We start from the raw sequence: 24,494 nt of genomic DNA on the forward strand, positions 1-24,494 counted from the left end.
CGTCGCTCATCACCCCTGGAGGGATCGCAACGGTGTCGGCGGGTGTCGGGTCGGGGTTGCGGAGCCTGGTCGCTCATCACCCCTGGAGGGATCGCAACTCGAGGCGCGTGAGATCACCGCCGCCGAGCTGCTCACGTCGCTCATCACCCCTGGAGGGATCGCAACCTGCGCCCGTGGTACTTGAGCGGGCCCAGCTTCCGCCAGGTCGCTCATCACCCCTGGAGGGATCGCAACTGGCCTATCACGCTGTCCGCGCCCCCCGGTACGCGTCGCTCATCACCCCTGGAGGGATCGCAACCGGGATGCGCCGTACTCGGCCACCATCTCTGCCTCGCGTCGCTCATCACCCCTGGAGGGATCGCAACCTGGGTGTGTCGGATCAGTCGAATCCGACGTCGGGTCGCTCATCACCCCTGGAGGGATCGCAACCTGTACCGGTCGCGGATCTCCTGCTGCTCTGCGGTCAAGTCGCTCATCACCCCTGGAGGGATCGCAACACGCCGGCCATGCCGAGGGTCCGGTCCCCCGGGCGGGGTCGCTCATCACCCCTGGAGGGACCGCAACGCGTCCGAGGCGATGGAGGCGTACCCGGCTGCTCATCACCCCTGGAGGATGTCAAGCGAGTGAGGGCTTGGCGCGAGTGATCAGTTCGAAGAGATCACAAGCGATGTATCGCTTCAGGCATCGGATCCACCGGTACCGATCTTCCGGAACCAGCACACCCGTGGATGCGTCCGACGACGCCGTGACCGGCTGTGGCTGTCCGCCCCGTCCGGCATGCCCGCCTCAGTCGGGTCGCCCGTACTGCCACGGGGCCTTCTCGAGGAAGTCCTGGTGCTGGGCCGTTTCACAATCCCCCATAACATAGCGGTGGAGTCGATGTAGCTTCTCGGCGATCTCGTCGCTCACCTGCTGGATACCGTCCTTACCGAAAGAGGGGCCACCCCGGCGGCCGACCGCAGGGCCAGCCCACCGAGCACACCCAGCGACACGGCACAGTGGGCCAACAGCACAGCGACGACCGCCCACTGCGCGTCGACGACGAACCCCATCGCCAGGACTGCCATAAGGCCAGCCGCGACCCCCGAGCAGCTGCCGACCACCCGTCGGAAGCCCGCTGAGGTGCGACTCTCACCCCACAGGGCCGACACCGTCAGGACCGCCGTCACCAACGCGGCCGTCAGCACCAATTGCGAGCCCGCAGCGCCGAAGACCGCGTGATCAGCGACTTCCACGAACGAGCCAACAGCGATGGACGCCCCTGGCAGCTCGAAGACCGGCCCGGCGGCCAGCAGGAGCAGCAAGGTGCGGCTCGTACGGGCGGGGCCATCCGTCTCGGCCTGGTTCACCCGTCTCCCCCATCCGTCCGGCTGTAAAACCATCCGGCTGCCGTTGCGTGACTGGCGGGTAGCTGTCGGTGAGCAGTCACCTTGCCGTAGAGGCCGAGCAGGATGCAACCGGCATCCGCGGGTACGCCCTGCCCCACTGCTGCCCGACGCGCCAGACATGACTCGCACACGACGACCTCCCACGACGCAGACGGAAGCGGTTGGTGGCGCAGGTGTGACGAGGTGGCCCAACTGTCGACGTGCGGGCTTTCCCTCGCCCAGCGCCCTGCCTGAGCGCCAGCTCGGGCAGGCGACAGGCGTGAAGCTCCTCCGCCGCTTCCTTTCACCGGCTGGCTCCCGAGAACACCATCCGCCAGGCCCTGAGGCGTCGATCGGCGGACAGGAGAGACGCCCGTACCGGCACGTTGACGGCCATCACCGGCTACATGCCGTGGGACAACGACGGGATCGGCCACAACCATCGCGAGCCAGCCTCGTTGTTCCGAGTGTCGGACCGGATCTGCCATATGGCCAAAAGCCATATGGCTTGGGACCTGAGCAGGAAGAGCATACCGTGAACACACAGTTCGAAGGCGTCGGGTGGTGCGAGCAGGCTCGGAGGACCTGCTCCAGGCGGGCGACAGGCGCGGGGATGGCGGCTGCAGCAACAGCCAGGTTCTCTACGAGGCAAAAAGACAACGGAAACACACCTCTGGTCCGGCTCCGCGAGGCCGGAACCTCGCTGGTCGTTCCTGCCCTCGGGATGCTCATCACGGCGCCGCCCGACGAACGACTGCCTGCGCACATTTTTGTCACGGCCTCCCTGTCGGTGACGGTTACTCCCGGTCCGCCAGGGCGTACCCCGGAACCGGGCGGGCGGGTCCCCTCGTCGATCGAGTGGCAGCACTACACGAGCCAGGCCGCAGAGCGCCCGCGGCGGTATCGAGGCCGGCACCGCGAAGCTTCCCTCGCCAGACGGGCGATAGCGGCATTAGCCGCTCTCCAAAAGCGCCTGCTCTCGAAGACGCTCACGTGACCGAGCTTCGCTGTAGCAGGCGTCTGCCAGCTCACCGATGATCACCTTGTAGCTCTCTACCTGGGCGTCCTCGACAAGCGCCACATCATGAGGGGCGCTGTCGAGGTAGACAACGTCCGAGTCCCGTTCCGACTGAAATTCGTGAAGCGAGAACGGGCCGATGAATCGCCGGACAACTCTGGCCGCAATGGGAAGAATCAGGATGCTGACCTGGGGCTTCTCCGACATGTCAATGAGGTGCCTGAGTTGATCCTTCATCACACCGGAGGGTTCAACGCTCCTACTAAGCACACCTTCATCGATGATGAATCGCACATTGCATTCCCGTGATTCACGAAATAGACGCTCTTGGCGCGCCATTCGCAGCCTGACCCGCCCCTCGACGACCGACGTGTCGACAGGGCCCACAGTGGTCGCTTCGATGACGCATCGCGCATAGTCCTCTGTCTGCAAGAGACCAGGGATGACCATGGGGTGATACTGGACGATAGACCGGGCATCATCTTCGTATCCCAAAAAGTCCATGTAGGCACTTGTGGCTACGTCACGGTACTCGCTTGCCCAGTGTCGCCGCCGAGAGCGTCGCGCCAGCTCCGTCATTTCTTCTACCAGTTGAGGATCCGTGACCCCATACACGTGCAATAGCGACTTGAGATCGCTGACTGACACGCTAACGACTCCGCTTTCAATTCTGATGAGTTTCGAGAAGGACCACTCCACCTCCTTCCGCACATCATCGAGCGTGCGCCCCTGCTTCTCCCGCATGTCCCGCAGAGCGACACGGAGGCGCCGGCGGTTGGTCGTTGGCCCTTGAACATACGTCATACCGACTTGACCCCCTGCATGGAAGTTGCACTCTGCAACGCTGTCGCAGGAAGGTGCTGTTGACAATTTCCATACCTATGGAAGGTGGCGGCAAACGGCCACTCGTCACCGCACCAGGCAGCATGCCCGGCATTCGCGGGAAAGCCGGGCAAAGATCTACCTTGGCGGAATTTACTCCTGCTACCCTGGGTACGCTCCATGCCCATTGCGGATCCTAGGCGTGGAACTTGCACGCGCTCACGGGGCAGGCGGATCAGGCCTGAGTTCGCTCCACTTGCACTATTGGACGGCGTGGGATCACATTGAACCGTTACACCCATAGACGAGGCCTCTTCGTTTAGTATGTTCGAGATGGAGGAGCGATGCCTTCCGACAATGGCCAGCAGCTGTTGTGGACGCGGCGCAGCACAAAGTGTCAGCTCGATAGCTGCATCACTGTTACCCGGTACCCCAGCGCCATCTCGATCGGTGACACCAAAGCGGCAGAAGATTCCATCGCAGTATCCCCGGCAGCATGGATCAACTTTCTTCACGCCGTGAGGTCCGGCACGGTGAGGAGGAACGGCACCTCCGTAGCCCTCTAGAGGGCGCCAACGAGGCACAGCCAGCCGATCACCCCCAGAGTCGGTGAGCCGCGCTGAGCCCACCCCCACCCGCTAGGCCCCCTGGACCCAAGAACGACCGCCCCCGATACCTGCGACCCTTACAGGGTTCACAGGGCACGACAAAGATCTCCTGCACGAACAGGTGTTCTAGGATGGCGGGGTGGAGGCAAGTCTCAGTGACCAAGGGGTCCCCTCGGCCCTCACGAGACGGCGCGTTCCCACCTCCGACGTGCAGGATCATCCCTCATGCGACTTGCACCGCACGAGCGGCAAGTTACATGCCGACACCCTACGAGTTGCAACTGCAATTCGCACACGACCCGCCGACCCAATTCACTCAGCTTCACTGTCATGGCATTACGACCCCGGGCCGGGCGGCCACTGCGGAAGCCAGCCAGACGCACCGCCGACTTGTTAACAATAGTAACATTCGAAGGCAATGCAAACAAAAGGTATATTTACGCCTTGGCGCATAGCGTTGAACGCTCGCCTCGCCGGCCGAGTTCCAGGCGTTGCAGCCCGAGAGTTCTCACGGACGGCACACTGGCCTTGGAGGACAGCGGCTCGACCGTCACCGTGACTACACAGGTCAAGATGGGCAGCAAAGCCTCAGTGTTGTCGCCGGCCAACCGGCCGGTGGGGCAGGCGTCAAAGAACGATCGGGAGCCCCGTTGCACGGGGGCGCCCCCTGACCGGTCTCGTGATGATGATCCGGCGGAACGCAGAAGGGGCGGCATACGTGCGTGGTGGTGGGACCGTCCCACCACCACGTACGTGCTGCCTACTCGTCCTCGGCGTCCTGCTTCTTGTCGGTAGCCTGGCCACCGAGTACGCGGACGGTGGTGCTCAGCTTGATGGGCAGGTCGTCGTCGCCCTTGAGGAACGGTTCGACGGTGATCGTGCGGCGGAGTCTTCGGCCGGGTCCGTAGGGCTGCTGGCGTTCGTGGCCGGAGACCCAGAACCGGTGATCGGGCTTCGCCGGGGCAGGGCCCCCGGCGGCTTGGCGCTGTGGGGCCGGTGGGGTGGTGCTGCGGGGTCTGATCCGGATGATCCTGACCTCCGGCGCGGGCCTCCGGTCGCGTTGGTACGCCTTGGTGGTGCCCTTGGGTAGCTTCGCCGGTACGGCCTCGGTCAGTTGCTGTGTGATCAGCAGCCAGGTGGTGATCAGCGCACCGAGGGGGTGGCGGCCGTCGATTCTGGTGCGTCGGGTGAGGTGCTCGGCGTGGATGGGGACAAGCCAGCCGATCTCGTGGCGTAGTGCGGGCATCAGGTCGTCGTCCACGGCGGTGCCGCCGATGCTGCGGTAGCCGGTGACCTGCCATCCGTCGGCGTGGGGTGTCCAGGACACGGCGGCGAGCTGCCGGGTGCTGCCGACCGGTTCGGGCCAGGCGATGAGTCCGGACGGTGAGACGACGAGGTCGTCGGTGACCGTTGCTGGTGGCTGGGTGCCGCTGACGTGGTTGACCATGTCGGTGAACTCGTGGTTGATCCAGTACAGGGGTGCGATGTCGAGCTGGTGGGCGAGGGTCCGACGGTCGCCGGGGTCGTTGACGGGTGCGGGCAGGTCCGCTGGGCTGCGCAGGAGTCCGGTGAGCCGGTCGCGGATCTTCGGCAGCATGTCGGCGGTGAGCCGGGCCGGTGGCCATTCGGTGGTGGTGAGCAGGGTCCTGCCGTCGCGGCCGATGACGATGCCCCGATGCAGCGTGCCCAGGACGGCGTACTCGGCGCTGCGGGGCGGCCACAGCATGAGGGCGGCGCAGTGGGCGGTGAGCGCGTCGGAGTCGTCGGCTTCGATGAGTTGGGCGCACCGGTAGCAGACGTGCCACTGGTCGTTGTAGGTCTCGACGACGCCAGCCGGGAGGGCCGCGATCTGGAGGAGTCCGGTGCGGTAGTTCCAGACCGGCGGGGCGGCGGTGCAGGTGTGGCAGCGGTCAAACACCTGCGGAATGCTGCGGGCGTCGACGGGCACGACGTCGTGGCGGCCGGTGACGGGATGCCGGAACGTGGTGCGGTGCCCGTCCGTGGTCTCGGTGAGGGCCAGGTGGCAGGTCGCGCAAGCGGTAAGGGTCGCGAGGTTCATTCGGCGTCTCCGCCCTGGTGGCGGCGCAGGTCACGCAGGCGCGGTCCGCGCCGGCGCTGACGGTCGGGCATGGTCATGCCGGGGGTGTAGAGGCTGTGGCCGCCGCCGTGGTGTTTGGCGTGGTACATGGCGATGTCCGCGCGGTGCAGCGCAACCTCTTCGAGGGCGTCGGTGCTGGCCACGCGGGCGATGCCGACGCTGGCGGTGACGGTGATCGTGGCCACGCGGGTGTCGGCCTGCACGCTGATGGGCGTGGCGATGGCGGCGGCGGTCCGGTCGGCGATGTCGCCGACGGGCTGGTGGGGCACGGGCAGGAGGGCGGCGTACTCGTCGCCGGAGAGCCGGGCGGCGATGCCGCCGTGGGTGTGGATGATCCGGGTGATCCGGTCGCCGATTTCCATGAGCACGTCGTCGCCCGCGTCGTGGCCGTAGCGGTCGTTGACCTCTTTGAAGTCGTCGAGGTCGATGAGCATGACGATGATCGGCTGTGGTCCGGTCGCCGCGTTGATGACGGCGTGGATGGCGCGCAGTCCGGTGCGGTTGAGCAGGCCGGTGAGCGGGTCATGGGTCAGGTGCCAGGCGGCGTCGGCCAGTTCGGTGCGCAGCCGGCGGGTGGTGGGCCGGGTGGCCAGGTAGCCGACCGCGGCCCCGAGCGTGGCCGCCACGATGCTGGCGATCACGAGGGGGGTGGTGAACACTGGGTTCCTCCATCAGTGGAGAACCCGGGACGCGACGTTGTCCAGCGGGGCGTCCCGGGTCCTGAACGACGCCGGCCCGCCGGGTGGCGGGCCGTGTGGTGCTCGGTGCCTGCCCTGGGCGGCAGGCACCGCGTGCGGGCTCGGCGGTCCTTTGCGTGTGGCGAGCGGGCCCTCAGGGCGTCGACCGGGCCGTGTGCGGGACGACGGCCGGTCCCCCGGTTTCGGTCAGGCGGTGGTGGCTGCCGGCCGTGCGCGGGTGCGGCGGGTCATCGGCTGCGGGCCTCGCGCAGGAGGTGCTCGGCCAGCCACGAGCATGCGGTGGGGAGGACGATGACGTAGGTCGCTCCGACGCGTCCGGCGTGCGTCCACACCCGCGCGTCGGGAGGGTTCACCGTGGCCACGACGACGATGCCGCGGCAGGACAGGGGTTTGCGGACTCGGGCGACGAGGTCGGACCCGATGATGATCAACGGGCGGCGGCTGGCGTAGCGGCGGCCTGCGGGGACGGAGTCGGCGTACTCGAAGTCGTGGCCGGACTGCTGTTCGACGGTGCGCAGTTCGGCGCGCAACAGGCGGCTGCCGGTGATGGCGATGGTCGGGAGCCATCGGGGTGTCATGCGGAACCTCCGTGTGGTGAGGTGGTCGCTCGGCGCGGCCGGCGGAGCATGTGGGTGATCGGTGGGTGGTGGACCCGGTGTCCGGGTCAGGTGGCCGGGCGGGCGCGGGGGCCGGTGCCAGGCTGGGTGCAGGGGTGGCAGATGGGGCCGCGGTCGGGGTCGTAGCCGCCGTCGCAGGCCTCGCACACGATGCGCAGGCAGGAGCGGCATTCACCGGAGGCGATGGCCTGCAGGGTGGTGCCGCAGAAGCCGCAGGGGCCGGTCAGGCAGGTGTCGGTGTGCTGCCCCGGCGGGTGACGGTGGCACGGGTGCTCACGCAGCATGGTGTCGCCGGAGGTGCTGGTAGACGGTCTCGGCGGTGAGCGGTGTGCCGGTGAGGGTGGTGGGGGTGGTGATGCGTTCCCAGCCGATGAGCTCGCACGCCAGCCAGGTGGTGTGGCCGTTGGCGGTCACAGCGATGACGTCGCCGGTGGACAGCGACCGCAGCCCCAGGAGCCGGTAGGTGCAGGCGGTCAGGAAGTCGATTTCTCCGTTCGGCCGTGCACGGTTGGTCTCCAGGTGGTCGAGGTCGACGTTGAACAGGTCGTAGGTCCAGGTGGCGATCTCCTCCGGGGTGGCGGTGCTGGGCAGGTGCCGCCAGTGGGAGATGACCTGCGTGAGGGCATGGCCGGACTGGTAGGGCAGGAACCAGCTCTCGGTGTTGTGATAGACGGCGATGACGTGCAGGGTCATGGCAGCGCTCCGTTCGGGTCAGGTGTGGCTTCGGGGTCGGTCGGGGTGTCCCGGCCGTGGTCGGCGGGGCTCGGCGCGGTGGGCGGGCCGATCGGTCGGACGCGCAGGATCTGTTCGGGCAGCAGCAGCGCGGCGGGCTGGTCGGTGAGCGGGTGGGTGACGGGCCGGTAGCCGGTGGCCCAGAGCAGGTGCCAGCGCTCGGCGGGTGCCGCCGGACGGCTGCCGGTGGGGTCGCCGTGGCTGATGACACCGGGGTCGGCGCGCTGTTCGGCTGGCGGGGATGTGCGGTAGTGGCTCATCCGGCCGGCCAGCATGGGACAGCCGGTCGCGGAGTAGGCGGCGCAGACGGGGTGCATGGCCGGTTCGCAGCTGATGAGTAGCCGCAGGTCGCTGTCGCGCATCGCGAGGACGATCCGGGTCGGGTCGAGGGGGTCGCCGCAGGTCTGGCAGAGCCGGTCGCGCAGCGCGCGGGTGTGCCGCTGGTGGTCGACGGCGCCGAAGCGGTGCCGGCCGTCGGGTGTGCGGGCGGTGATCCACGGGACGGCGAGGCCGCCGAGGACGGGTTGTCGGGCCAGGCGCACCGGGATGGCGGGAATCTCGGGCACGGTCATGAGGTCACCGCCGAGGTGCGCCCCGGGCCGGTGAGGGCATGGTGCATCCGGTGGAGCGTGCCCCGCGTCAGGCAGCGGGCGGTGCCGGCGTGGCGGTCACCGCCCCGGGGAGTGTCGAGAAGCGCGAGCAGGTGCGGTGCGACGTCGGGGTGCCGGCGACAGTCGGAGGTGGCGCGGCGTGCGCCGGGCGGGGTGAGGCCGTGATGTGGCACGGAAGTCCTTCCTGTGGGTGGGCGACATCCGGGCACGCCTGTCAGCGGCGCCCGGATGGGGTGCGCGGGTTCGCGCGGTCGGCCGGGCATCGGCCCGACGACACGGGTCGTGGACAGGCGCGTGATCCGGTGCCGGATCACCACGCCTGTCGCACGGAGTGGGGACAGCCGTAAGGCGGCCACCAGGTGGCGGCCGCCTCACGGGATGCCGATTCCGCGCCCTGGTCGAGGGCGCGGCGGAGGTGGGTGGCGGATCCAGGCGGGCGGCGGCCGGCTGGAAGCGGTGGGCGCGGTGCCGCCGCGCGAGGCGTCAAGCCGGCGGCGCACGGCTGGCGAGGGCTGCCCGTTCCGGACGTCCGCAGAACCCGACAGCCTGGCACCGTCCGCTCCCCCCGTCAGGGGCGCGGGTCGAAGCGGGACCTGGACGGGACCGAGTTCCCCTCTGGTTGACAGTGGTGTCTCGCGCGTGGCGTTGTGGTGTCCGGGACACGCCACCCGTTCCGGTCGGGCAGAAGGCGCTGAACGCACCCCGGCATCTGGTGGAGCAGCGCTGCCACGGGGCAGGTCGCAGGGCATCGTGGTGGCGTAGCGGCCGACGGTCGCGAGCAGGTGTGCGGCGCTGATCGACGGTGTGCGGCTACGGGGTCGTGGGGTTGGTGCGGGTGCTGCCGGTGGCCTGCTCGAAGGTGGAAGGCGGTAGCCCGGCGTGCAACGCCTGCCGCAGCAGGTGGGCGAGGTGATATCGGGGGTCGGCCTGGAGGGCGTGTTCGGCTGCCATGGTGGCCAGGACGCCGTCACCGCAGCGCCAGGCGGTGAGAGCGAGCAGGGTGGCCGGTGCGGGGACGAGCGTGTCGTGGGCGCGGCGGGTGACCTCGGCCCAGAACGTGACGTGCTGGTCGGTGGGCTCGGTGAGGTCGACGGCCAGGTCCCGCACCGAGGTTCGGGTCAGCAGCACGGTGAGCCAGGCCGCCTCGCCGTCGCTGAGTCGCTTGTCGGGTTGGCGCAGCGCGTCACGGACCGTCTGCGCGCCGACCGCGTCCACGGCGTTCGTGCCGGCGGCGGTCACTGCCTCGAGCCAGGCGAGCGCATCGTCGGTGGCGCGCTGCACGGCGTCGCGGGCGGCCCCGGCGACGGGCGCGAACCGGGCGGCGACGGCTGCCCGGTCCGGTAGCGCGACCAGTCCGGCGGCAGTCGCTTGAACGGCGACGAGCGAGGCGGTCGGGTCGAACGGCATTCCCTGCGGCGGGCAGCAGGCCGGTTTCTCGCAGGTCAGGTTGACCACCCGGGTACCGGTCACCCGCAGCATCTCCCGGACGGTCACGCCGCTGGCGGTCACCGCCTCGCCGATCGTTCGCAGGGCCGCATCGACGTGGTCGGGGTTGCCGTAGCCGGTGAGGATGACGTCGGTGATCGGCTGCTGCCGGCGCACGACGGGCACCAGGTGGGCGGCGAGGTCGAGGAGCTGGTGGACGGGGGCGCCGGGAGCGGGCAGGTCGGCCCGGGCGGTGAAGACGATCCGGCCGTTCCGGTTGACCATCACGACGACGCTGCCGTCGTCGGGGCGGAAACCGAGGAGGTAGGGCAGGGCGGCCACGAGGTCGGCCTCGGATCGCACGGTCAGCCTGTTCTCTGGCAGCGACACGGTGTTCTCCTATCGGATTGTCGGGTCAAAGGGGTGCGACGTGGTGGTGAGCGGACACGAGCCGGCGGGGCACCGCGCAGCGCAGACCGGTGGGGGTGCGTGTAGGGAGCCCGCCGGGCTGCTTCAGTCGCGGTCGGGGTCCAGGTACATGTCGACACCGGCGGGCTCGACGGTGGCGGTCACCGTCACCAGCTGGTGGGCGATGCCGGCCAGCGCGCGGGTCAGGTCCGCGCGGACAAGGGCCTCAGCCGCCGCGCCGGCGTCGGCTGCGGTGGCGTGGCCGCGGAGCAGCATCTGGTACTCGTGCTGCCAGGGCACCCGCCAGCCGTCCTGGTCGCAGGTGGCCTGCTCGGGAACAACCCAGCCGTAGGCGGTCCACGGCCGGGTCTCGTCGGGGCTGCTGGTGACGACCGCCCGCATCGTGGCGCGTGCCGCGTCGCAGGCGTCCTGGACGGTGCCGTCACCCGCCGGCAGCGTCAGGTCGGCGATCACCGTGACGGGATGTGCCCGGGGCAGCGGGTCGAGCCCGAGACCGACCAGGAACCTGTCGACTCGCTGAGCGTGGTGTTGGAAGATGCCGCCGAACTCGTCGTCGACCAGGGCGCGGATCGCGCGGGCGCGGATGCTGCGCCGCAGGCCGGCGAGCGCCTGCACCGCCGCGTCCCGTGCCGACGTCGCGACGGCGAGGTCATCGGCGTCGGTTTCCTGTGCCGCGCCGGCCACGGTCTGCGGGCCGGTGTCGATGTCGTTTACCGGGGCGGTGTCGGGGCAGTCGGGGTTCTGCCACACCAGGCCGGTCAGGGTGACGCCGACGGCAGCCAGCGCCGGCAGCTGGGCCTGCGTCGCCGTGCGTGCCGCCTCGTATGCGTCGGCCGCCCGGGTCGCCGTGACCCACGTCCGGAAGGTGACCTCCACGGTGATGTCGAACCGCGGCGGCCCCGACTGGTCGGGCCCGGCCGGCGCCGGTGTCACGTCGATGACCTGTCGCGGATAGACCGCCACCGGCGGGTCCATCCACCGCAGCTCGTCCGGCACACCCCAGCGCGCCTGCTCACGCGCCTCGTCATGGTCGGTGTGCGACCGCGTGTACGACAGCTGGGCTTGCGCGGAGATCGTCCACCGGTCGGGCAGGGGTTCCAGTCCCCAGGTGGCGAGGGCGTCCTCGCAGCCGGGTCGGCAGATCAGCCGGTCGTGCAGTGCGGCGAGGAGAGCGGCGCGGGCTTCGGCGGCCAGGGTCCGCCGCTGCTCGATGGCGGTGGTCGTGTCGAGGTGCAGGATGCGGATCTGTTCCGCCGTCCTCGCGTCGGTCATCGCGGTGCCGACGGTGGGCACGTCGGGGGTGTGATCGGAGTCGCCGGCGTCTGTCGGGTGCCACGTGGGACGAGGCATGTGTCCTCCTGCGGACATGGAAGGAAGGCGCCCACCGTGTGGTGGCCGCCTGCGAGGGATTGGGGTGCCGTGTCCGGTCGCGCCGGGAGGGCGACGGGGCGGGTGGTGAGTGCTGGGTGCCTGGGGCGGGCAGACGGCGGCCGACCGGGAAGGTGGGCGCGATGCCGTCGCGGACGCGTCAGATCAGCACAGGGGAAAAGAGAAGAGTCTTCAGGCTATGCGCCGGGCTGCGGCGGTGGCGGGGTTGTCAGGTCCGGCCTGCTGGCCGGACCTGACAACCCTGCTTCCTCGCTGTCAGCTCGTGATCGCCGGACGGCGGCGACCCGGCGGGTCGCCTTGTCTCAGGACCAGCACGTCCTCGTGCGCGATCAAGTGCACGGGTAGACCCTCGTCCCGGGACCGGCGGACGGACAACATCCCGAACATTGACGCGCGGTGCACGATCCGCCCGTCCCGGACCGCGGCGAGCATCGCCACGCACCGCTGCACCGGCACCAGCCCCACCGCCCGGGCGACCGCCAGGAGCTCCCCCGGCAGGTCGATCAGGTCATCGCGGTGGCGGCGCACTGGTCGGCAGGCGATCACCACGATCCCGCCCGGGCGCAGCAGGTGGTGGCTGGCGGCCAGGATCGCGGCGAACCCGTCGAGCAGGCGGGACCATCCGCCGTAGGCGAGGTTGCCGGATTCCCGGTCCCCGTACAGGTGGTTGCGCTTGCGGACCCCGGTGTCCGTCGTCTGCACCAGGCCGTGGGTGCCGCGCCCGTACGGCGGTGAGGTGAGCACGAGCCCCACCCTGCCGACCGTCGACGCGGGTACCAGGTCGAGCAGGACGGTGGCGTCGCCGGTGAGCACCTGCGCGGTACCGGGCGCGCCCTGCGACGCGGCCAGGGCGACGTTGGCGTCGGCCAGCGCGGTGAACCGGGGTTCGATGTCGATGCCGAGTCCGTGCCGGCCGAGGTGCATGGCCTCGACCAGGGTGGTGCCGGACCCGCACATCGGATCGAGCACCAGATCCCCGGGTGCGGTGTAGGAGCTGATGGCGTGCGCGGCCAGGTGGGGCAGCATCTTGCCGGGATGGCTGGAGGTCGCCCGTACGTAGCGGCCTCGACGTTGGTCCCGGGCGGGCTGCTGGCAGGTCAGCCACACCGACGTGACCGGCAGGGGCTCAGCCATCGCCGCCCCCGGGGTCCGTCGCGCTGCGGGTCAGGATCAGCACGTCCGTGTGGATGTCGAGCTGCGTGCGCTGACCACGTCGGGGCGCCTGGCCGGCCGCCACGATGTGCTGCAGGTACGCCAGCCCGGCCCGCTTGGCGGCGATGACGACGTCGACCGGCAGGGTCACGTCGCCGTGTGGCAGCAGCACCGCCACGCACCCGCCCGGCACGAGGCCGGTGCGGCAGCGGGCGAAGAACCCGCGCGGGGAGGTGTCGTCGGGCGGCCAGCCGGCGACGATCAGCGCCGCCGGCTCCGGGCCCCAGCCGAACAGGCGGGCCGGGTGAAGGTGGCTGCGGCGGCGCGCGGCGATGACCGCGCGGGCCAGCTGCGGCCCCACGGTCAGGTCGACGACCAGATCGCAGGGGTGGGTGAGGTTGTGGACCAGCCGCACGCCCATCGCGGTGGACATGCTCTCGCTCTGCTGCGGGGCGGGAACCGGCCAGACGGTGATCGGCACGGGCGGGTCGCCGGGCACCACATCCCCCACGGGGACCGGTGCGCGGCGCGGAATTCTGTCGGTCATGGGCGTGGTGGCCCCCGGACCGGCGGGGCGTACTGACGATTCCCAGTGCGCCGCTGACAGCCCGATCGAACCCATCCCCGGTCTGACAGCACCCGCTACCCGACGCGTCTGACAGCGCCGGTCGGCGGGGCCACGGGACGTGCTGCCTGGGCGAACCTGACCGGACCAGCCACGACCTGTCCCGATCTGACAGCCGCTGCTGGTGTCAGGTCGGACTGCCCCAATCGAGGCCTCGGCGCCTTCGCACCCGGCGAGGGCTCCCTGTCGAGGGGACATCACCATGGCACCGACCATGCGCACCCGGACGGCCGACACCGCGCTGACCACCGCCGAGACCGCGTTCGCGCTCCTGACCTGCGAACCCGCGCCGCTGGCCCTCGACGCACGGCCGATACCGGGTCTGCCGGACACCACGCTGCCGCTGGACGAGCTGCGCGCGCTGCTGATGTACGAGCGCTACGACAACGACACCACCGACGCCCTGTGGCGAGAGCTCGCCCACCACGCCCGCCACCGCGGACCGGCCTGGGTCGTCGGCGCGATCGGCGTCGCGCTCCCCGCGCTGACCCGCCTCGCCGCGAAGATCAGCCGCGGCCGGACGAGGCACGCCGACGACGTCGACTCCGAAGTCCTCGCCGGATTCCTTTACGCCCTGCGCACGGCGGACCTCGCCCCGCCCCGGCTCTGGCTGCGGCTCTGCTGGGCGGCCTGGCGCGCAGGCGTCACGGCCGTCACGGCCGACGACAGCGAGGAGCTGCCGCTGGACCTGCCGAGCGGATCACGGTCGCCGAAGATGCCCTACGGGCACCCGGACCTGCTTCTCGGCCGGGCTGCTGCCGCCGGGCTCATCAGCGCCGACAGCGCCGAGCTGATCAGCGCAACCCGGTTCGGTGACGCGCTGATCGAGCATCTGGCCGCCGACCAGGGTGTGACCGCACCGGCCCTGCGGATGCGCCGCCGCCGCGCTGAGCGGATCGTGGCCGCAGCTGTCGTACGCGGTGACCTGTCCGGCCCGGTCGCCTCCTCCACGGCTGCTGATCACACATGATGTTGGGCTGGTCCATCGCTGCAGGTCACGGTTGAAGCACCACGTCAGCGCCGATGTGGATGCTCTATCGCTCGCTCGGGCCCTGACCTACGGCTGTTACAGCCTCTCCGCTGGAAGGCGGCCTTGAACGCCTTCGAGATCACCTTCGACGGTCGTCTCCCTATCGGACGGTAGTGGCTACTTCACCCCGGTTACACCGATTCACCCCGGTTACACCGACGACTTGACGGCACCCGCTGGCAACACCTCGCTAGCACTGATCGAAGCAGGCCGTTGCTCGCTGGCGTGTCGATGACTAACCTGGGGTTCGCTCCTGTAGTCGCTCAATCACGGAGGGTGTGCGACATGGCAGTAGAGATCTATTCGACCGACACGGATGCCGGCCAGATCACGGTGATCCGCAAGGAGGGTTCCCGGCACACAGTGGTCAAGGAGATCGCCGTGGGCAACGCGCCGCGGGGCGCGGTCAAGTTCACCCGCGACGGACGTGGTTTCGTCTCCAACACCAGCACCAACACCGTCTCGGAGCTGGATGCCCTGACCCGGCGGGAGGTCGCGCGGATCACCGTGGGGTTCGGGCCTCGCGGGTTGGGCATCGTCCCGGGCGAGCGGTACCTGTTGGTCTCCAACTCCGGCTCCAACACCGTGTCGGTGGTGGATCTGGAGAGCAGGCAGGAGCTGTGCCAGGTGGCGGTGGGCCGTGACCCGCGGCACATGGCGGTAACGGCGGATGGCCAGTTCGCGTACGTGTCGATTTGGGGATCCGGTTACATCGCCAAGCTGGACCTAGCCGGGCTGGCCACTGGCCGACCGGACCTGGTGCGGGAGGTGGCCCGTATCCGGGTCGGGGAGAACACCCACCCGTACAGCGTGAACATCGACCGGAGCGGGTCGCGGCTGTTCGTGGCCTGCAATTCGGTAGCCGAGGTTCCGGTCATCGACCTGTCGACCGATCGAGTCATAGCCCGGGTTCCGGTGCCGATCGACGGTGCCCGCGCGGTGGCGTTCACCCCGGACAACGCCTACGCGCTGGTGACCTTGGAGCGCAAGTCCCGGATCGCGGTGATCGACATGGAGAGGCTGGAGGTCACGCGCACCATTCCGGTAGGGCCGGGGCCGCGTGGTATCGCGGTGGACGAGACCGACAACACCGTGTACTGCTCGGCGTTCTCGCGGATCTTCGACGACCCTGAGGTTCCCGACGTGGTGGCCCACTCGTTGTCGGTGGTGCACCTGGAGGGCGTCGACCTGGCATCGGAAGACAGCAAGCCGCGTTACGAGCACCTGCCGGTCGGGCACGGGCCGTGCAGCGTGGCGATCTTCAACCCCGATCGGGTTGCTTTCGACAGCGACCGCCTCGAACGGGCCGCAGCCTCCCTGACGGGCAACCAGCCGACCCCGGCCTGACCTACAAGCACTGAGGCTTTTCCACCTGCTCCTGACAGATGCAAGAGTGGTGTGCATAGCCCGGATATCGAAGCGGGCGAGGCCCAGGTAAGGCAGCACATCGACCAGAACCCGATGCCCCGACCGAGGGCCTTGCCTGTGCTGTCCCCCCGTTTACGATCTCGCGGTCAGCCGCACCCTGAACCACCTCGCGGATCGCAACCGCGAGCACCGCAAACAGCAGCGATCATGCTGGGGGCGCTCGACACCGGACGGCAGACACTCCTCGCCCTGGCCCTTCTACACGACAGCAACAACTAGACTCTTCCTGCACACCGAATCACACCGCTGCAGCAAGAAGAGAAATTCTCAATGATAGTCAGCACGTCGGTCCCCGCGCGCTTCCCAGGCGCGGGGACCGACGTCCCCTTCGGACAGGAATGGTGGATGACCAGCGTGTCGGTGACGTTCGCGGCGCCGTACCCGTGGGCGCTCGCGCCCCGCGCCGCCCGGGTGGACCGCGAGCGTGCCAAGTCCGAGTCGGCGTTGCTGCGCGACTCCTTTCGGTGGGCGCGCCGCGATCGAGCGCCGGAGTTCTGCCCGCCGTGGGCAATGGGCCAGGAACTGGGATGGCGGGTGTGCAGCCCGGTGGATGTTGCGTTCACTCCACTGGAGCAGGTAGAGGTGGAGTCAGGTGACGACCCACAGGCCGCAGCGACGGCGGCCGGTGCCAGCGAACTGTGGCAACGGGAAGGCACAGCGCTCGCCGTTGCCGAATCCGCCTGGCTGCACCTGTATCAATACCGGTCACTGGCAGGGCGCTGGGAAAACATGTTCCTACCCAACGGGCAGGGCACCGTGGAGTGGCGACTTGGCTGGACCCCGCAGATCACGCGCGGGTATTTCCTGCTGGTGCTCCCATCCGACAACGACACGGGCCTGCAGGTGCCGACCGGAATCCTATCGAGCACCGTGTGCGACAAGATGACGGCCGCAGGTACCGCGGCCATCGCGGTCCGGCCGACCAAGGCCACGAGGGTGCGCCGAGGGCAGGAGATCGCTCGGCTGGTGCTGTTGCATGCCGACAGCCTCCGGGCCCGCGCCACGTATCCGGACGCGATCGAGGAAGACGGGTCCGATGCCTAGCATCAGCCTCACACAGGCCCGTGCGATCGGGCTCGCCGCACAACAGCTGACCCGGCCGACGGGGTCGCCTCCAGATCCTCGGGCCCTGCTCGACGACCTGGGCTGCATCCAGATCGACACGATCAACGTGGTGCGCCGCTCCCACGAACTGGTCCTGCTTACGCGGGGGGTTCCGTCCGAGCCTGCGCAGGTCGCGCTGGGCACGGACGTACCCGCGCCACTGGCGTTCGAGTACTACGCCCACGCGGCGTGTTTCGTGCCGCTGCGGTCCTGGCCCCTGTTCGCCTTTCGCCGGCGTCAGTTCCAGGCCGGCCGGTGGACCGGACCCACCATCGAGCCCGAGGCGGTGGCCCACGTCCGTGGCCTCGTCGACGACAGAGGCGCCGTCACGGTACGAGACCTGGGCGGCTCGCAAGGCAGCGGATGGGACCGCAGCTCCCCACTGAAGTGGGCGGCCGAATGGCTGCTGGCCACCGGTGAACTGGCCTGCGTGCGCCGCCGGGCGTGGATGAGGCAGTACGCCCGCTCCACCGACGTCATCCCTGCCGATGTGCGGCACGACGAACTGGACGACGAGTCCTGCCTACGGCAGCTCTGTCACATCGCGCTGCGGGCGCTCGGCGTCGCGACGGCAGACGACATCGCCGACTACTTCCGCATGCCCAGCCGGCTCGTCGCCCGGATCATGCCCACCCTGCCCGGCGTGGTGCCGGTGACGGTCGAGACCTGGACCGCACCGGCGTTCACCACGGCCTACCACCTCGACACCGCACCCGTTCACGTTCCGCCCCTGACGGTACTGTCGCCGTTCGACTCGCTGATCTGGCATCGCCCCCGCATGCAGCGACTGTTCGGGGTCGCCTACAAGCTGGAGGCGTACCTGTCACCCGACCGCCGCGAATGCGGCTACTTCGGGCTGCCGGTCCTCCACGACGGGCAGATCGTCGGACGGGTCGCCCTCCGCTGCACCAACGGCGTAGCCCAGGTCGAGGGCGTGCAGACCCGCGACGCCGAGGCGCTACCCGCGCTACGCCGCGCCGCCGACCAGGCCGCACAGTGGGCGAACGCTACCGTCGCCCCCCACAGCTGGCCGAACCTCGCCGCCCCGGCTCCCGTCCGCTAGCCGGTTCGAAAGGAGACATCAGCGGCATGACGACCACCGCCACGTCGGGCTACTGGACGGTGCTCCGCACCCCACGGGTACCGAGTCTGCTGGCCGCCGGCGCGCTGGGCCGGCTGCCCGGCGGGATACTGCCCTTCGCGCTGGTGGTGGCCTTCGCCCGGCAGGACGGATTCGCCGTTGCCGGCGCGGCCGCCGCAGTGTTCATGCTCGCCACCGCCCTGACCGGGCCGCGGCGCGGCCGCCTGGTCGACCGGCGGGGCACCGCCGCCCTGGCCACTCTCGCCGTGGTCCAGGCGGGCTGCGCCGTCGCCACGGTAGCGTTGATCTGGGCGCAGTGGACCATCCCCGCCCTGGTTGCGGTCGCCGCGTGCAGCGCCACCGCCCCGCCGGTCAGCGCTGCCCTGCGGGCCCGGTGGTCCTCCGCGGTCACGAGCAAAGACCAACTCCGCCAGGTCCACTCCGTCGACTCCATCGTCGAGGAGATGACCTTCATCGTCGCGCCGTTGGTCGCCACCGCCGCTATGACCCTGGCCTCCCCCGCAGTCACTGTGATGGCCGGTGCTCTGATCTACTTCGCCGCCGTCGCCATCCTGGTGGCCATTCCCACCGCCCCATCCCACCCGGTACCCGCCACGAATCAACCACCGCCAGAACCCGACACACCCGAGCGCACCGACCGGCGCAGCCTGATCCGCCTCGCCGTCGGGCAAGGCATCATCGTGCCCATCGCCGGCCTGGGCATCTTCGCCGGCGGCATCAGCGTGATCCTGCCCGCGATCGCTGCCGCGACCGGCGACATCACCTCAGCGGGCTACCTGTTCGCCGTCTTCTCCGTCGGCGGCGCCGTCGGCGGACTCATCCACGGGAAAATCCATACCGAGCTGCCGCTTCGCACCCGGTACTTCCTCATCGCGGCCTACCTCGCTGCCGCCACCATCGCCGTGGCGCTGACCGCCACCACACCCGCGGCATACGGCACCGTGGCTCTCGCCGGCGCCGCCGTCACACCCCTGTTCGTCGTGGCGTACCTCTTAGTCGACGAACACCTGTCCACGAAACGCCAGGTCGAGGCGAACGCCTGGATCGGCTCCGGCTACAACCTGGGATCCGGACTCGGCTCGGCCGCCTGCGGCCTGGCCCTCGCCCACACATCCGCCGGTCTCGTGGTAGCCGGACTCTTCCTCATCACCGCCGCCGGAGCAAGCTTCACCTGGCGCCTCCCGCAACGCACGGCTACCCCGGAGAAGACGACGGCACCGGCCGCTTCCGCATAAGTGATAGGCCCGCGAGAACGAGATGCGCCCCTGGCATCGAACTCGCCGCAAGCTCGCCGACGCCAAGCCTAGACGTCGCCGATGCGAGCGGCAGCCGCTACCGGCTGGGGCCAGTCGGGACCCACTTCTACGGTCTCACCGCAGGGAGCTTCCCGGCTGCATCGCTGTCGGTCTGCGCCGCCACCACAGCATGTCGGGTCGAGACGGGAGACGGCCGAGCGGCCGCCACCGCCGATTCACTGCTGGCCACGGAACTGGCCAACTTGCCCCACTCGATCAGAGGGCCCGGATCCCTCGGCACGGCCACGGCCGAGTTGGCAGGTTCTTGGGACGGGGACGCCACCTGAGAGGGCAGCGTGACCGGTGACCGGTCGTGTCAGGAACTGACAGGCGAACACCGAGTTCGATCGGTCCGACAGTCGGGATCTGGGCGGTGCATGTCATCCACGGCATGCCCGCCGGGTGGGGACCACGCCGGCGGGGCCAAAGGTCCGGCATGGCTGGCGCGGCGTACTGACACCGCGATCCCTTCGTCACACGTAAGGGAGGAGCGCCCCCACCGGACCACACCGGTATCGCCCTGGTCCCCACCTCGGCGGCCCACAGACCTCTTGTGGAGTCCCGCTATGCACACGGCCCTCTCCGTTCTGTCCGACCTCGCCGCCGCGCCGCAGCCGTTGGCGGTGAACAGCATCAACCAGGTCATCTCCAACATCACCGGCTGGATCATGGGCATCATCGCGCTGGTCGCGACGATGTTCCTGGTCATCGGTGGCCTGCGGTACATGGCGGCCGGCGGCGATCCGGCCCAGGTCGAGCAGGCGAAGGGCAACGTCCGGTCCGCCCTGGTCGGCTACGCCCTCGCTGTGTTGGCCCCGGTGGTGCTGCAGGTGTTGCAGGGCATTCTCGGCGGCTGACATGTCGTCGATGATGGTCAACGCTCTGATGACCGCCCTGGTCCGCTGGCTCGCCGAGAGGGTCGTCGACCTTCTCGGCGGGCTGCTGGCCTTCCTGACGTCGTCGATCTTCGTCTCGCCCGACGTGACCGTCCTGCCGCAGGTCCAGTCGATCGCCAGCAGGAGCGGGCTGGTCGTCAACGCCTGCTTCGTTCTCGCGATCATCGCCGCGGGCGTCGCCGTGATGGTCAGCGACTCCGTCGAAACCCAGTACCACCTCAAGCACCTGATCCCCCGGCTCGTCGTCGGGCTCGTCCTGTCCGCATTCGCGGTCCCACTGACCGGTGCGCTCATCGGCGTCGCCAACGCCCTCACGGTGACGATGGCCGGTGAGACCGCGCCGACCACCGAAACCGTCACCTTCGTCCAGGCCCGTCTCCGGTCGGCGATGGCCGACGAGAACGCCGCGCTGCTGCTCGTGGTCATCGGGCTGCTGATCGTCGTGCTGATGTTCCTACTCGTCGGTGGCTGGCTCGTGCGCATCGGGCTGCTGGTCATCCTGGCCGGGGTCGCACCGGTGGCCCTCGCCTGCTACGCCACCCCGTGGACGCAGGGCGCCGCCGACCTGTGGTGGCGTGCCCTGTTGGGGTGCCTGGCCACACCCGCGCTGCAGGCGGTCGCGTTCTCGGCGGGCATCAACCTGCTGACCGACCCGGAGTCGAACCTGCCGGTCCTGCTCGGCCTGCCCGGCTCGGACACGCTCAACCTGCTGCTCGTGATCGTGGTCCTCTGGACCACGGTCAGGATCCCAAGCCTGATGCGCCGGTTCGTCACCGGGCAGAGCCGGGGCCCGAACATCACCGGGCTCGTCCTGCGGACCGTCGGACTTCAGGGGCTGACCCGCGGTGCGGGCCGGCGTCTGCCCGTCCGGGGACCGACATGATCCCCCGCCACTGCCACCGCTGGATTCCGCACCGCCTACCCCCTTGGAGGGGCACGTGAGCAACCCTGATGACCCCATCCCCCGCACCGTCGTCCCGGCTGATGTCGGCGAGGCCGACCGGATCGCGTTCGGGCTGACGTTCCGGCAGCTCGGCATCATCGGCGGTGTCGGCCTGACCGGGTTCGGGCTCTACCGCACGGCCGGGCACCTGCTGCCGCCGGTGGCGTGGATCGCCGCCGGGGTGATCGGGTTCGCTGCCGCGATCGTGGTGGCGCTCGGTCGACGCGACGGCCTTCCGCTGGACGTGTGGCTGCGGCACGGGTTCGTGATGTCCCGCAGTCCGCGCACCCTCGCACCGGGCGCGGCGCGGGCCACTTCGGTGGCCGTCGTGGCCGGCAGGCCGGAGGTTCCGGCGCCGCTGCGGTCGCCGGTAACGACAGTCACGCCGGCGGGTGTCCTCACCTCCGAGGGCAGCGCCAAGGTGCTGATCGCCTGCGGTACCACGAACATCCACCTGCGCACCGGCAGCGAGCAGGGCGCGTTGGTGGACGCGTTCGGCCGGTTTCTGCACTCGCTGACCGGGCCAGCGCAGATCGTCGTGGCCGCGCAGCGCCACGACCTGACCGGCTACGCGCAGGCGGTCGTGGATCACGCACCGCGGCTGCCGCATCCGGCGTTGCAGGCGGCCGCCGCCGATCACGCCGGGTTCCTGCTCGACCTCGACGCCCGGCGTGATCCGCTACGCCGGCAGGTCCTTGCTGTGGTCACCGGTGAACACGCCGCCGACACGGCCGTGCGTGCCCTGTCCGGCCTCGGTGTCGAGGCCGCCGCGCTGGACGGGCCGGCGGTCACCTCAGCTTTGGCGACTGCGGTCGATCCGTTCTCCCCGCCGGTGTCCGGCCCCCGCGCGGTGCCGGGCACCCCGATCACCCTCCGGAGTACATCGTGAATCTGGGCATGTTCCGCAGAACGAAGAAGGTCGCAGCGGGGGACGGTATGCCGTCTCCGGCCGCGTTGTCGATCACGCCGGGGCATGTGCGGGTCGGTGACGGGTACGCCGCCACCTTCGCGGTGTGTGGCTATCCGGCCGAGGTGGGCCCGGCCTGGCTCGATCCGCTGTTGTCCTACCCCGGGCGGATCGACGTCGCGGTGCACGTGGATCCTGTCGCACCGCAGGTGGCGGCGCCGATGCTCAAGCGCCAGCGGGCCCGCCTCGAATCGTCCCGCCGGCTCGACGCCGACCAGGGCCGGGTGGGTGACCCGGTGGTGGAGGCGGCGGCGGTGGACGCCGCCGACCTGGCCGACCGGGTGGCGAGGGGGGCGGCGAAGTTGTTCGACGTCGGTATCTACGTCACCGTCCGCGCCCGTACCCTCGACGAACTGCGAACCGTCACCGCCGGGATGAAGTCGGCGGCCGCCGGTGTGCTGGTGGACCTGCAGCCGGCGACGTTCCGGCACCAGCAGGGCTGGGTGGCGACGCTGCCGGTCGGGGTGGATCCGCTGCGGATGCGCCGCATCCTGGACACCTCCGCCCTGGCGGCGGCGTTCCCGCTCGCCTCGGCGGACCTTGCCGCCCCTGCCCCGGGCACGCATTCCCCGCCCGACGGGGTGCTCTACGGGGTCACCACCAGCAGCAACGGGGTGCTGGTGTGGAACCGGTGGGGGCAGGACAACCACAACTCGGTCGTCCTGGCCCGCTCGGGCGCGGGCAAGAGCTACTTCGTCAAGCTCGAAGTGCTGCGCAGCCTGTATCAGGGCACGACCGTCAGCGTGATCGACCCCGAGGACGAGTACGCTCCGCTGGCCGAGCACGTGGGCGGCGCCGTCGTGCAGCTCGGCCAGCCCGGCGTCCGGATCAACCCGTTCGACCTGCCCGCCGACACCCGGCCCGACACCCTGACCCGGCGTGGCCTGTACCTGCACACCCTCGTGGCGGTGATGCTCGGTGCGGCCCCGCCGCCGGCCGAACGGGCCGCCCTCGACCGGGCCATCACCGCCACCTACGCCGCGGCGGGCATCACCGCCGACCCGGGCACCTGGAGCCAGCCGGCGCCGCTGCTGCGGGACCTGGCCGCCGTCCTCGACACCGACGGCGACCCGGCCGCCGGGCAGCTGGCCGCCCGGCTCGCCCCGTGGACGGTCGGGAACTTCGCCAGCCTGTTCGACGGGCCGACGTCGACGCGGGCCGAGGGGCACCTGGTGGTGTGGAGCCTGCGGCACCTGCCCGACGAGCTGCGCACCGTGGGCACGCTGCTGGCCCTGGACGCGATCTGGTCGGGCATCGACACACCGCCCACGCCGGCGCGTCGGCGGCGGCTCGTGGTGGTGGACGAGGCCTGGTTGTTGATGCGCGACGGTGAGGGCAGCCGGTTCCTGTTCCGGATGGCGAAGGCCGCCCGGAAGCGGTCCGCCGGGTTGTGCGTCATCACTCAGGACGCGGCGGATGTGCTGTCGACCGACCTCGGGCTCGCCGTGGTGTCCAACGCGGCGACGCAGGTGTTGATGCGGCAGAGCACGCAGTCGATCGACGCCGTGCGCGAGGCGTTCAACCTGACCGCCGGGGAGTCGCGTCTGCTGCTGTCGGCGCCGCGCGGCGAGGGTCTGCTCGTGGCCGGCCGCAGCCGGATCCCGTTCCGTGCCGTCGGGTCGGCCGCCGAGCACGCCATCGCCGTCACGGGTATCGGGGAGGCCGGATGACGCCCCCGTCGCCGACCTGGCCGGCCGAGGTCGGGCAGTGGGTCGTCGCCCGGCCGTGGCTCGGCGTTCTCGCCGCCGCCGCGGTCGTCGGCGCGGTGTTCTCCCACGACCAGCTCCTCGCCTGGCGGCACCGCCGGCTCGCGGCCGGCGCGCGGTGGTTGACCGTCGCCGCGCCGCCGGAGGTCACCGCCGAGGCCGCCGCCGCGTTCTGGACCGTCCTCGTCGGCGTGCTGACGCCGTCGGTGTGGCGGCGCCGGGTGTTCGGCTACCCGCATGTGGGCTGGGAGTACACCTGGACCGGCCGGGCCCTGACCGTCCGGGTGTGGGTGCCGGGCACGGTGCCGCCCGGCGCGGTCGAGGCCGCTGTCCGCGCGGCCTGGCCGGCCGCGACCGTGACCGTCGCCGACGCGGCCGCGCCGATCCCGGCCGAGGTGGGTGCGCAGGTGGGTGGGGCGCACTGGCCGCGGC

20 protein-coding genes, 1 pseudogene and 1 CRISPR repeat array are annotated in these 24,494 nt (G+C 70.2%); of the genes and pseudogenes, 10 read left to right on the top strand and 11 right to left on the bottom strand.

Translation table 11 applies throughout. The features are described from left to right. Position 1: 1 nt before the first annotated feature. A CRISPR array of direct repeats spans positions 2 to 564; the repeat unit is 30 nt; unit sequence GTCGCTCATCACCCCTGGAGGGATCGCAAC. A gap of 341 nt (positions 565 to 905) precedes the next feature. The 11 genes from AWW66_RS23610 to AWW66_RS23665 all read right to left on the bottom strand — a co-directional run bounded on the left by AWW66_RS23610 (position 906) and on the right by AWW66_RS23665 (position 13,447). Continuing rightward, on the bottom strand, positions 906 to 1,349 hold the full coding sequence (locus AWW66_RS23610) for a hypothetical protein (RefSeq protein WP_083978832.1): 444 nt from the start codon (positions 1,347 to 1,349) through the stop codon (positions 906 to 908). A gap of 970 nt (positions 1,350 to 2,319) precedes the next feature. Beyond that, positions 2,320 to 3,189 carry a DUF5753 domain-containing protein gene (locus AWW66_RS23615; RefSeq protein WP_083978834.1) on the bottom strand — a complete coding sequence of 290 codons (870 nt, stop codon included), beginning with the start codon at positions 3,187 to 3,189 and terminating at the stop codon, positions 2,320 to 2,322. A gap of 1,386 nt (positions 3,190 to 4,575) precedes the next feature. Further along, the gene (locus AWW66_RS23620; protein ID WP_067370559.1) at positions 4,576 to 5,874 is read right to left on the bottom strand and encodes a hypothetical protein; all 1,299 of its coding nucleotides are present in this window, start codon (positions 5,872 to 5,874) and stop codon (positions 4,576 to 4,578) included. Then, positions 5,871 to 6,572: a GGDEF domain-containing protein gene (locus AWW66_RS23625; RefSeq protein WP_067370562.1), complete on the bottom strand. Its 702-nt coding sequence runs from the start codon at positions 6,570 to 6,572 to the stop codon at positions 5,871 to 5,873. The genes AWW66_RS23620 and AWW66_RS23625 overlap by 4 nt, the downstream gene beginning before the upstream one ends. Before the next feature lie 266 nt (positions 6,573 to 6,838). After that, a complete protein-coding gene (locus tag AWW66_RS23630; RefSeq protein ID WP_067370565.1) occupies positions 6,839 to 7,189 on the bottom strand; it encodes a CpaE-like family protein in 351 nt (116 codons plus the stop codon). 312 nt (positions 7,190 to 7,501) lie between these two features. Continuing rightward, positions 7,502 to 7,921, bottom strand: coding sequence for a hypothetical protein (locus AWW66_RS23640; protein ID WP_067370570.1), 420 nt, complete (start codon positions 7,919 to 7,921; stop codon positions 7,502 to 7,504). Then, positions 7,918 to 8,532, bottom strand: coding sequence for a hypothetical protein (locus AWW66_RS23645; RefSeq protein WP_067370573.1), 615 nt, complete (start codon positions 8,530 to 8,532; stop codon positions 7,918 to 7,920). The genes AWW66_RS23640 and AWW66_RS23645 overlap by 4 nt, the downstream gene beginning before the upstream one ends. 849 nt (positions 8,533 to 9,381) lie before the next feature. After that, positions 9,382 to 10,386 carry a DUF4192 domain-containing protein gene (locus AWW66_RS23650; RefSeq protein ID WP_067370576.1) on the bottom strand — a complete coding sequence of 335 codons (1,005 nt, stop codon included), beginning with the start codon at positions 10,384 to 10,386 and terminating at the stop codon, positions 9,382 to 9,384. A gap of 123 nt (positions 10,387 to 10,509) precedes the next feature. After that, positions 10,510 to 11,775 (bottom strand): hypothetical protein, encoded by a 1,266-nt coding sequence (locus tag AWW66_RS23655; protein ID WP_157527784.1) that lies wholly within the window; start codon positions 11,773 to 11,775, stop codon positions 10,510 to 10,512. A gap of 294 nt (positions 11,776 to 12,069) precedes the next feature. After that, the gene (locus tag AWW66_RS23660; RefSeq protein WP_083978836.1) at positions 12,070 to 12,948 is read right to left on the bottom strand and encodes a TRM11 family SAM-dependent methyltransferase; all 879 of its coding nucleotides are present in this window, start codon (positions 12,946 to 12,948) and stop codon (positions 12,070 to 12,072) included. Then, a complete protein-coding gene (locus AWW66_RS23665; protein WP_245648452.1) occupies positions 12,941 to 13,447 on the bottom strand; it encodes a hypothetical protein in 507 nt (168 codons plus the stop codon). The genes AWW66_RS23660 and AWW66_RS23665 overlap by 8 nt, the downstream gene beginning before the upstream one ends. Positions 13,448 to 13,805: 358 nt before the next feature. Between AWW66_RS23665 and AWW66_RS23670 the strand changes: the two genes are divergently transcribed. The 10 genes and pseudogenes from AWW66_RS23670 to AWW66_RS23715 all read left to right on the top strand — a co-directional run. Beyond that, positions 13,806 to 14,561 (top strand): hypothetical protein, encoded by a 756-nt coding sequence (locus tag AWW66_RS23670; RefSeq protein ID WP_245648453.1) that lies wholly within the window; start codon positions 13,806 to 13,808, stop codon positions 14,559 to 14,561. Between the two features lie 345 nt (positions 14,562 to 14,906). Further along, positions 14,907 to 15,968: a YVTN family beta-propeller repeat protein gene (locus tag AWW66_RS23675; RefSeq protein ID WP_067370582.1), complete on the top strand. Its 1,062-nt coding sequence runs from the start codon at positions 14,907 to 14,909 to the stop codon at positions 15,966 to 15,968. Positions 15,969 to 16,394: 426 nt separating this feature from the next. After that, on the top strand, positions 16,395 to 17,093 hold the full coding sequence (locus tag AWW66_RS23680; protein WP_067370607.1) for a hypothetical protein: 699 nt from the start codon (positions 16,395 to 16,397) through the stop codon (positions 17,091 to 17,093). Then, a complete protein-coding gene (locus AWW66_RS23685) occupies positions 17,086 to 18,216 on the top strand; it encodes a DNA glycosylase AlkZ-like family protein (protein ID WP_067370585.1) in 1,131 nt (376 codons plus the stop codon). Before AWW66_RS23680 ends, AWW66_RS23685 begins: the two co-directional genes overlap by 8 nt. Continuing rightward, on the top strand, positions 18,150 to 19,490 hold the full coding sequence (locus AWW66_RS23690; RefSeq protein ID WP_157527787.1) for an MFS transporter: 1,341 nt from the start codon (positions 18,150 to 18,152) through the stop codon (positions 19,488 to 19,490). Before AWW66_RS23685 ends, AWW66_RS23690 begins: the two co-directional genes overlap by 67 nt. Positions 19,491 to 20,116: 626 nt before the next feature. Continuing rightward, on the top strand, positions 20,117 to 20,407 hold the full coding sequence (locus AWW66_RS23695; RefSeq protein WP_067370590.1) for a pilin: 291 nt from the start codon (positions 20,117 to 20,119) through the stop codon (positions 20,405 to 20,407). Positions 20,408 to 20,417: 10 nt separating this feature from the next. Then, positions 20,418 to 21,329, top strand: a complete 912-nt coding sequence (locus tag AWW66_RS23700) for a conjugal transfer protein TrbL family protein (protein ID WP_245648454.1) — start codon at positions 20,418 to 20,420, stop codon at positions 21,327 to 21,329. A gap of 55 nt (positions 21,330 to 21,384) precedes the next feature. Then, entirely contained in the window at positions 21,385 to 22,278 is an 894-nt protein-coding gene (locus tag AWW66_RS23705; RefSeq protein WP_067370593.1) for a PrgI family protein, read from the top strand. A gap of 8 nt (positions 22,279 to 22,286) precedes the next feature. Continuing rightward, positions 22,287 to 24,026 (top strand): VirB4 family type IV secretion system protein, encoded by a 1,740-nt coding sequence (locus AWW66_RS23710; protein ID WP_245648455.1) that lies wholly within the window; start codon positions 22,287 to 22,289, stop codon positions 24,024 to 24,026. Next, positions 24,023 to 24,494 (top strand): annotated as a pseudogene (locus tag AWW66_RS23715) (type VI secretion protein); the annotation flags it as partial. The gene AWW66_RS23710 and the pseudogene AWW66_RS23715, both read left to right, overlap by 4 nt.

The organism is Micromonospora rosaria, from assembly GCF_001567585.1.
GTDB lineage: Bacteria > Actinomycetota > Actinomycetes > Mycobacteriales > Micromonosporaceae > Micromonospora > Micromonospora rosaria.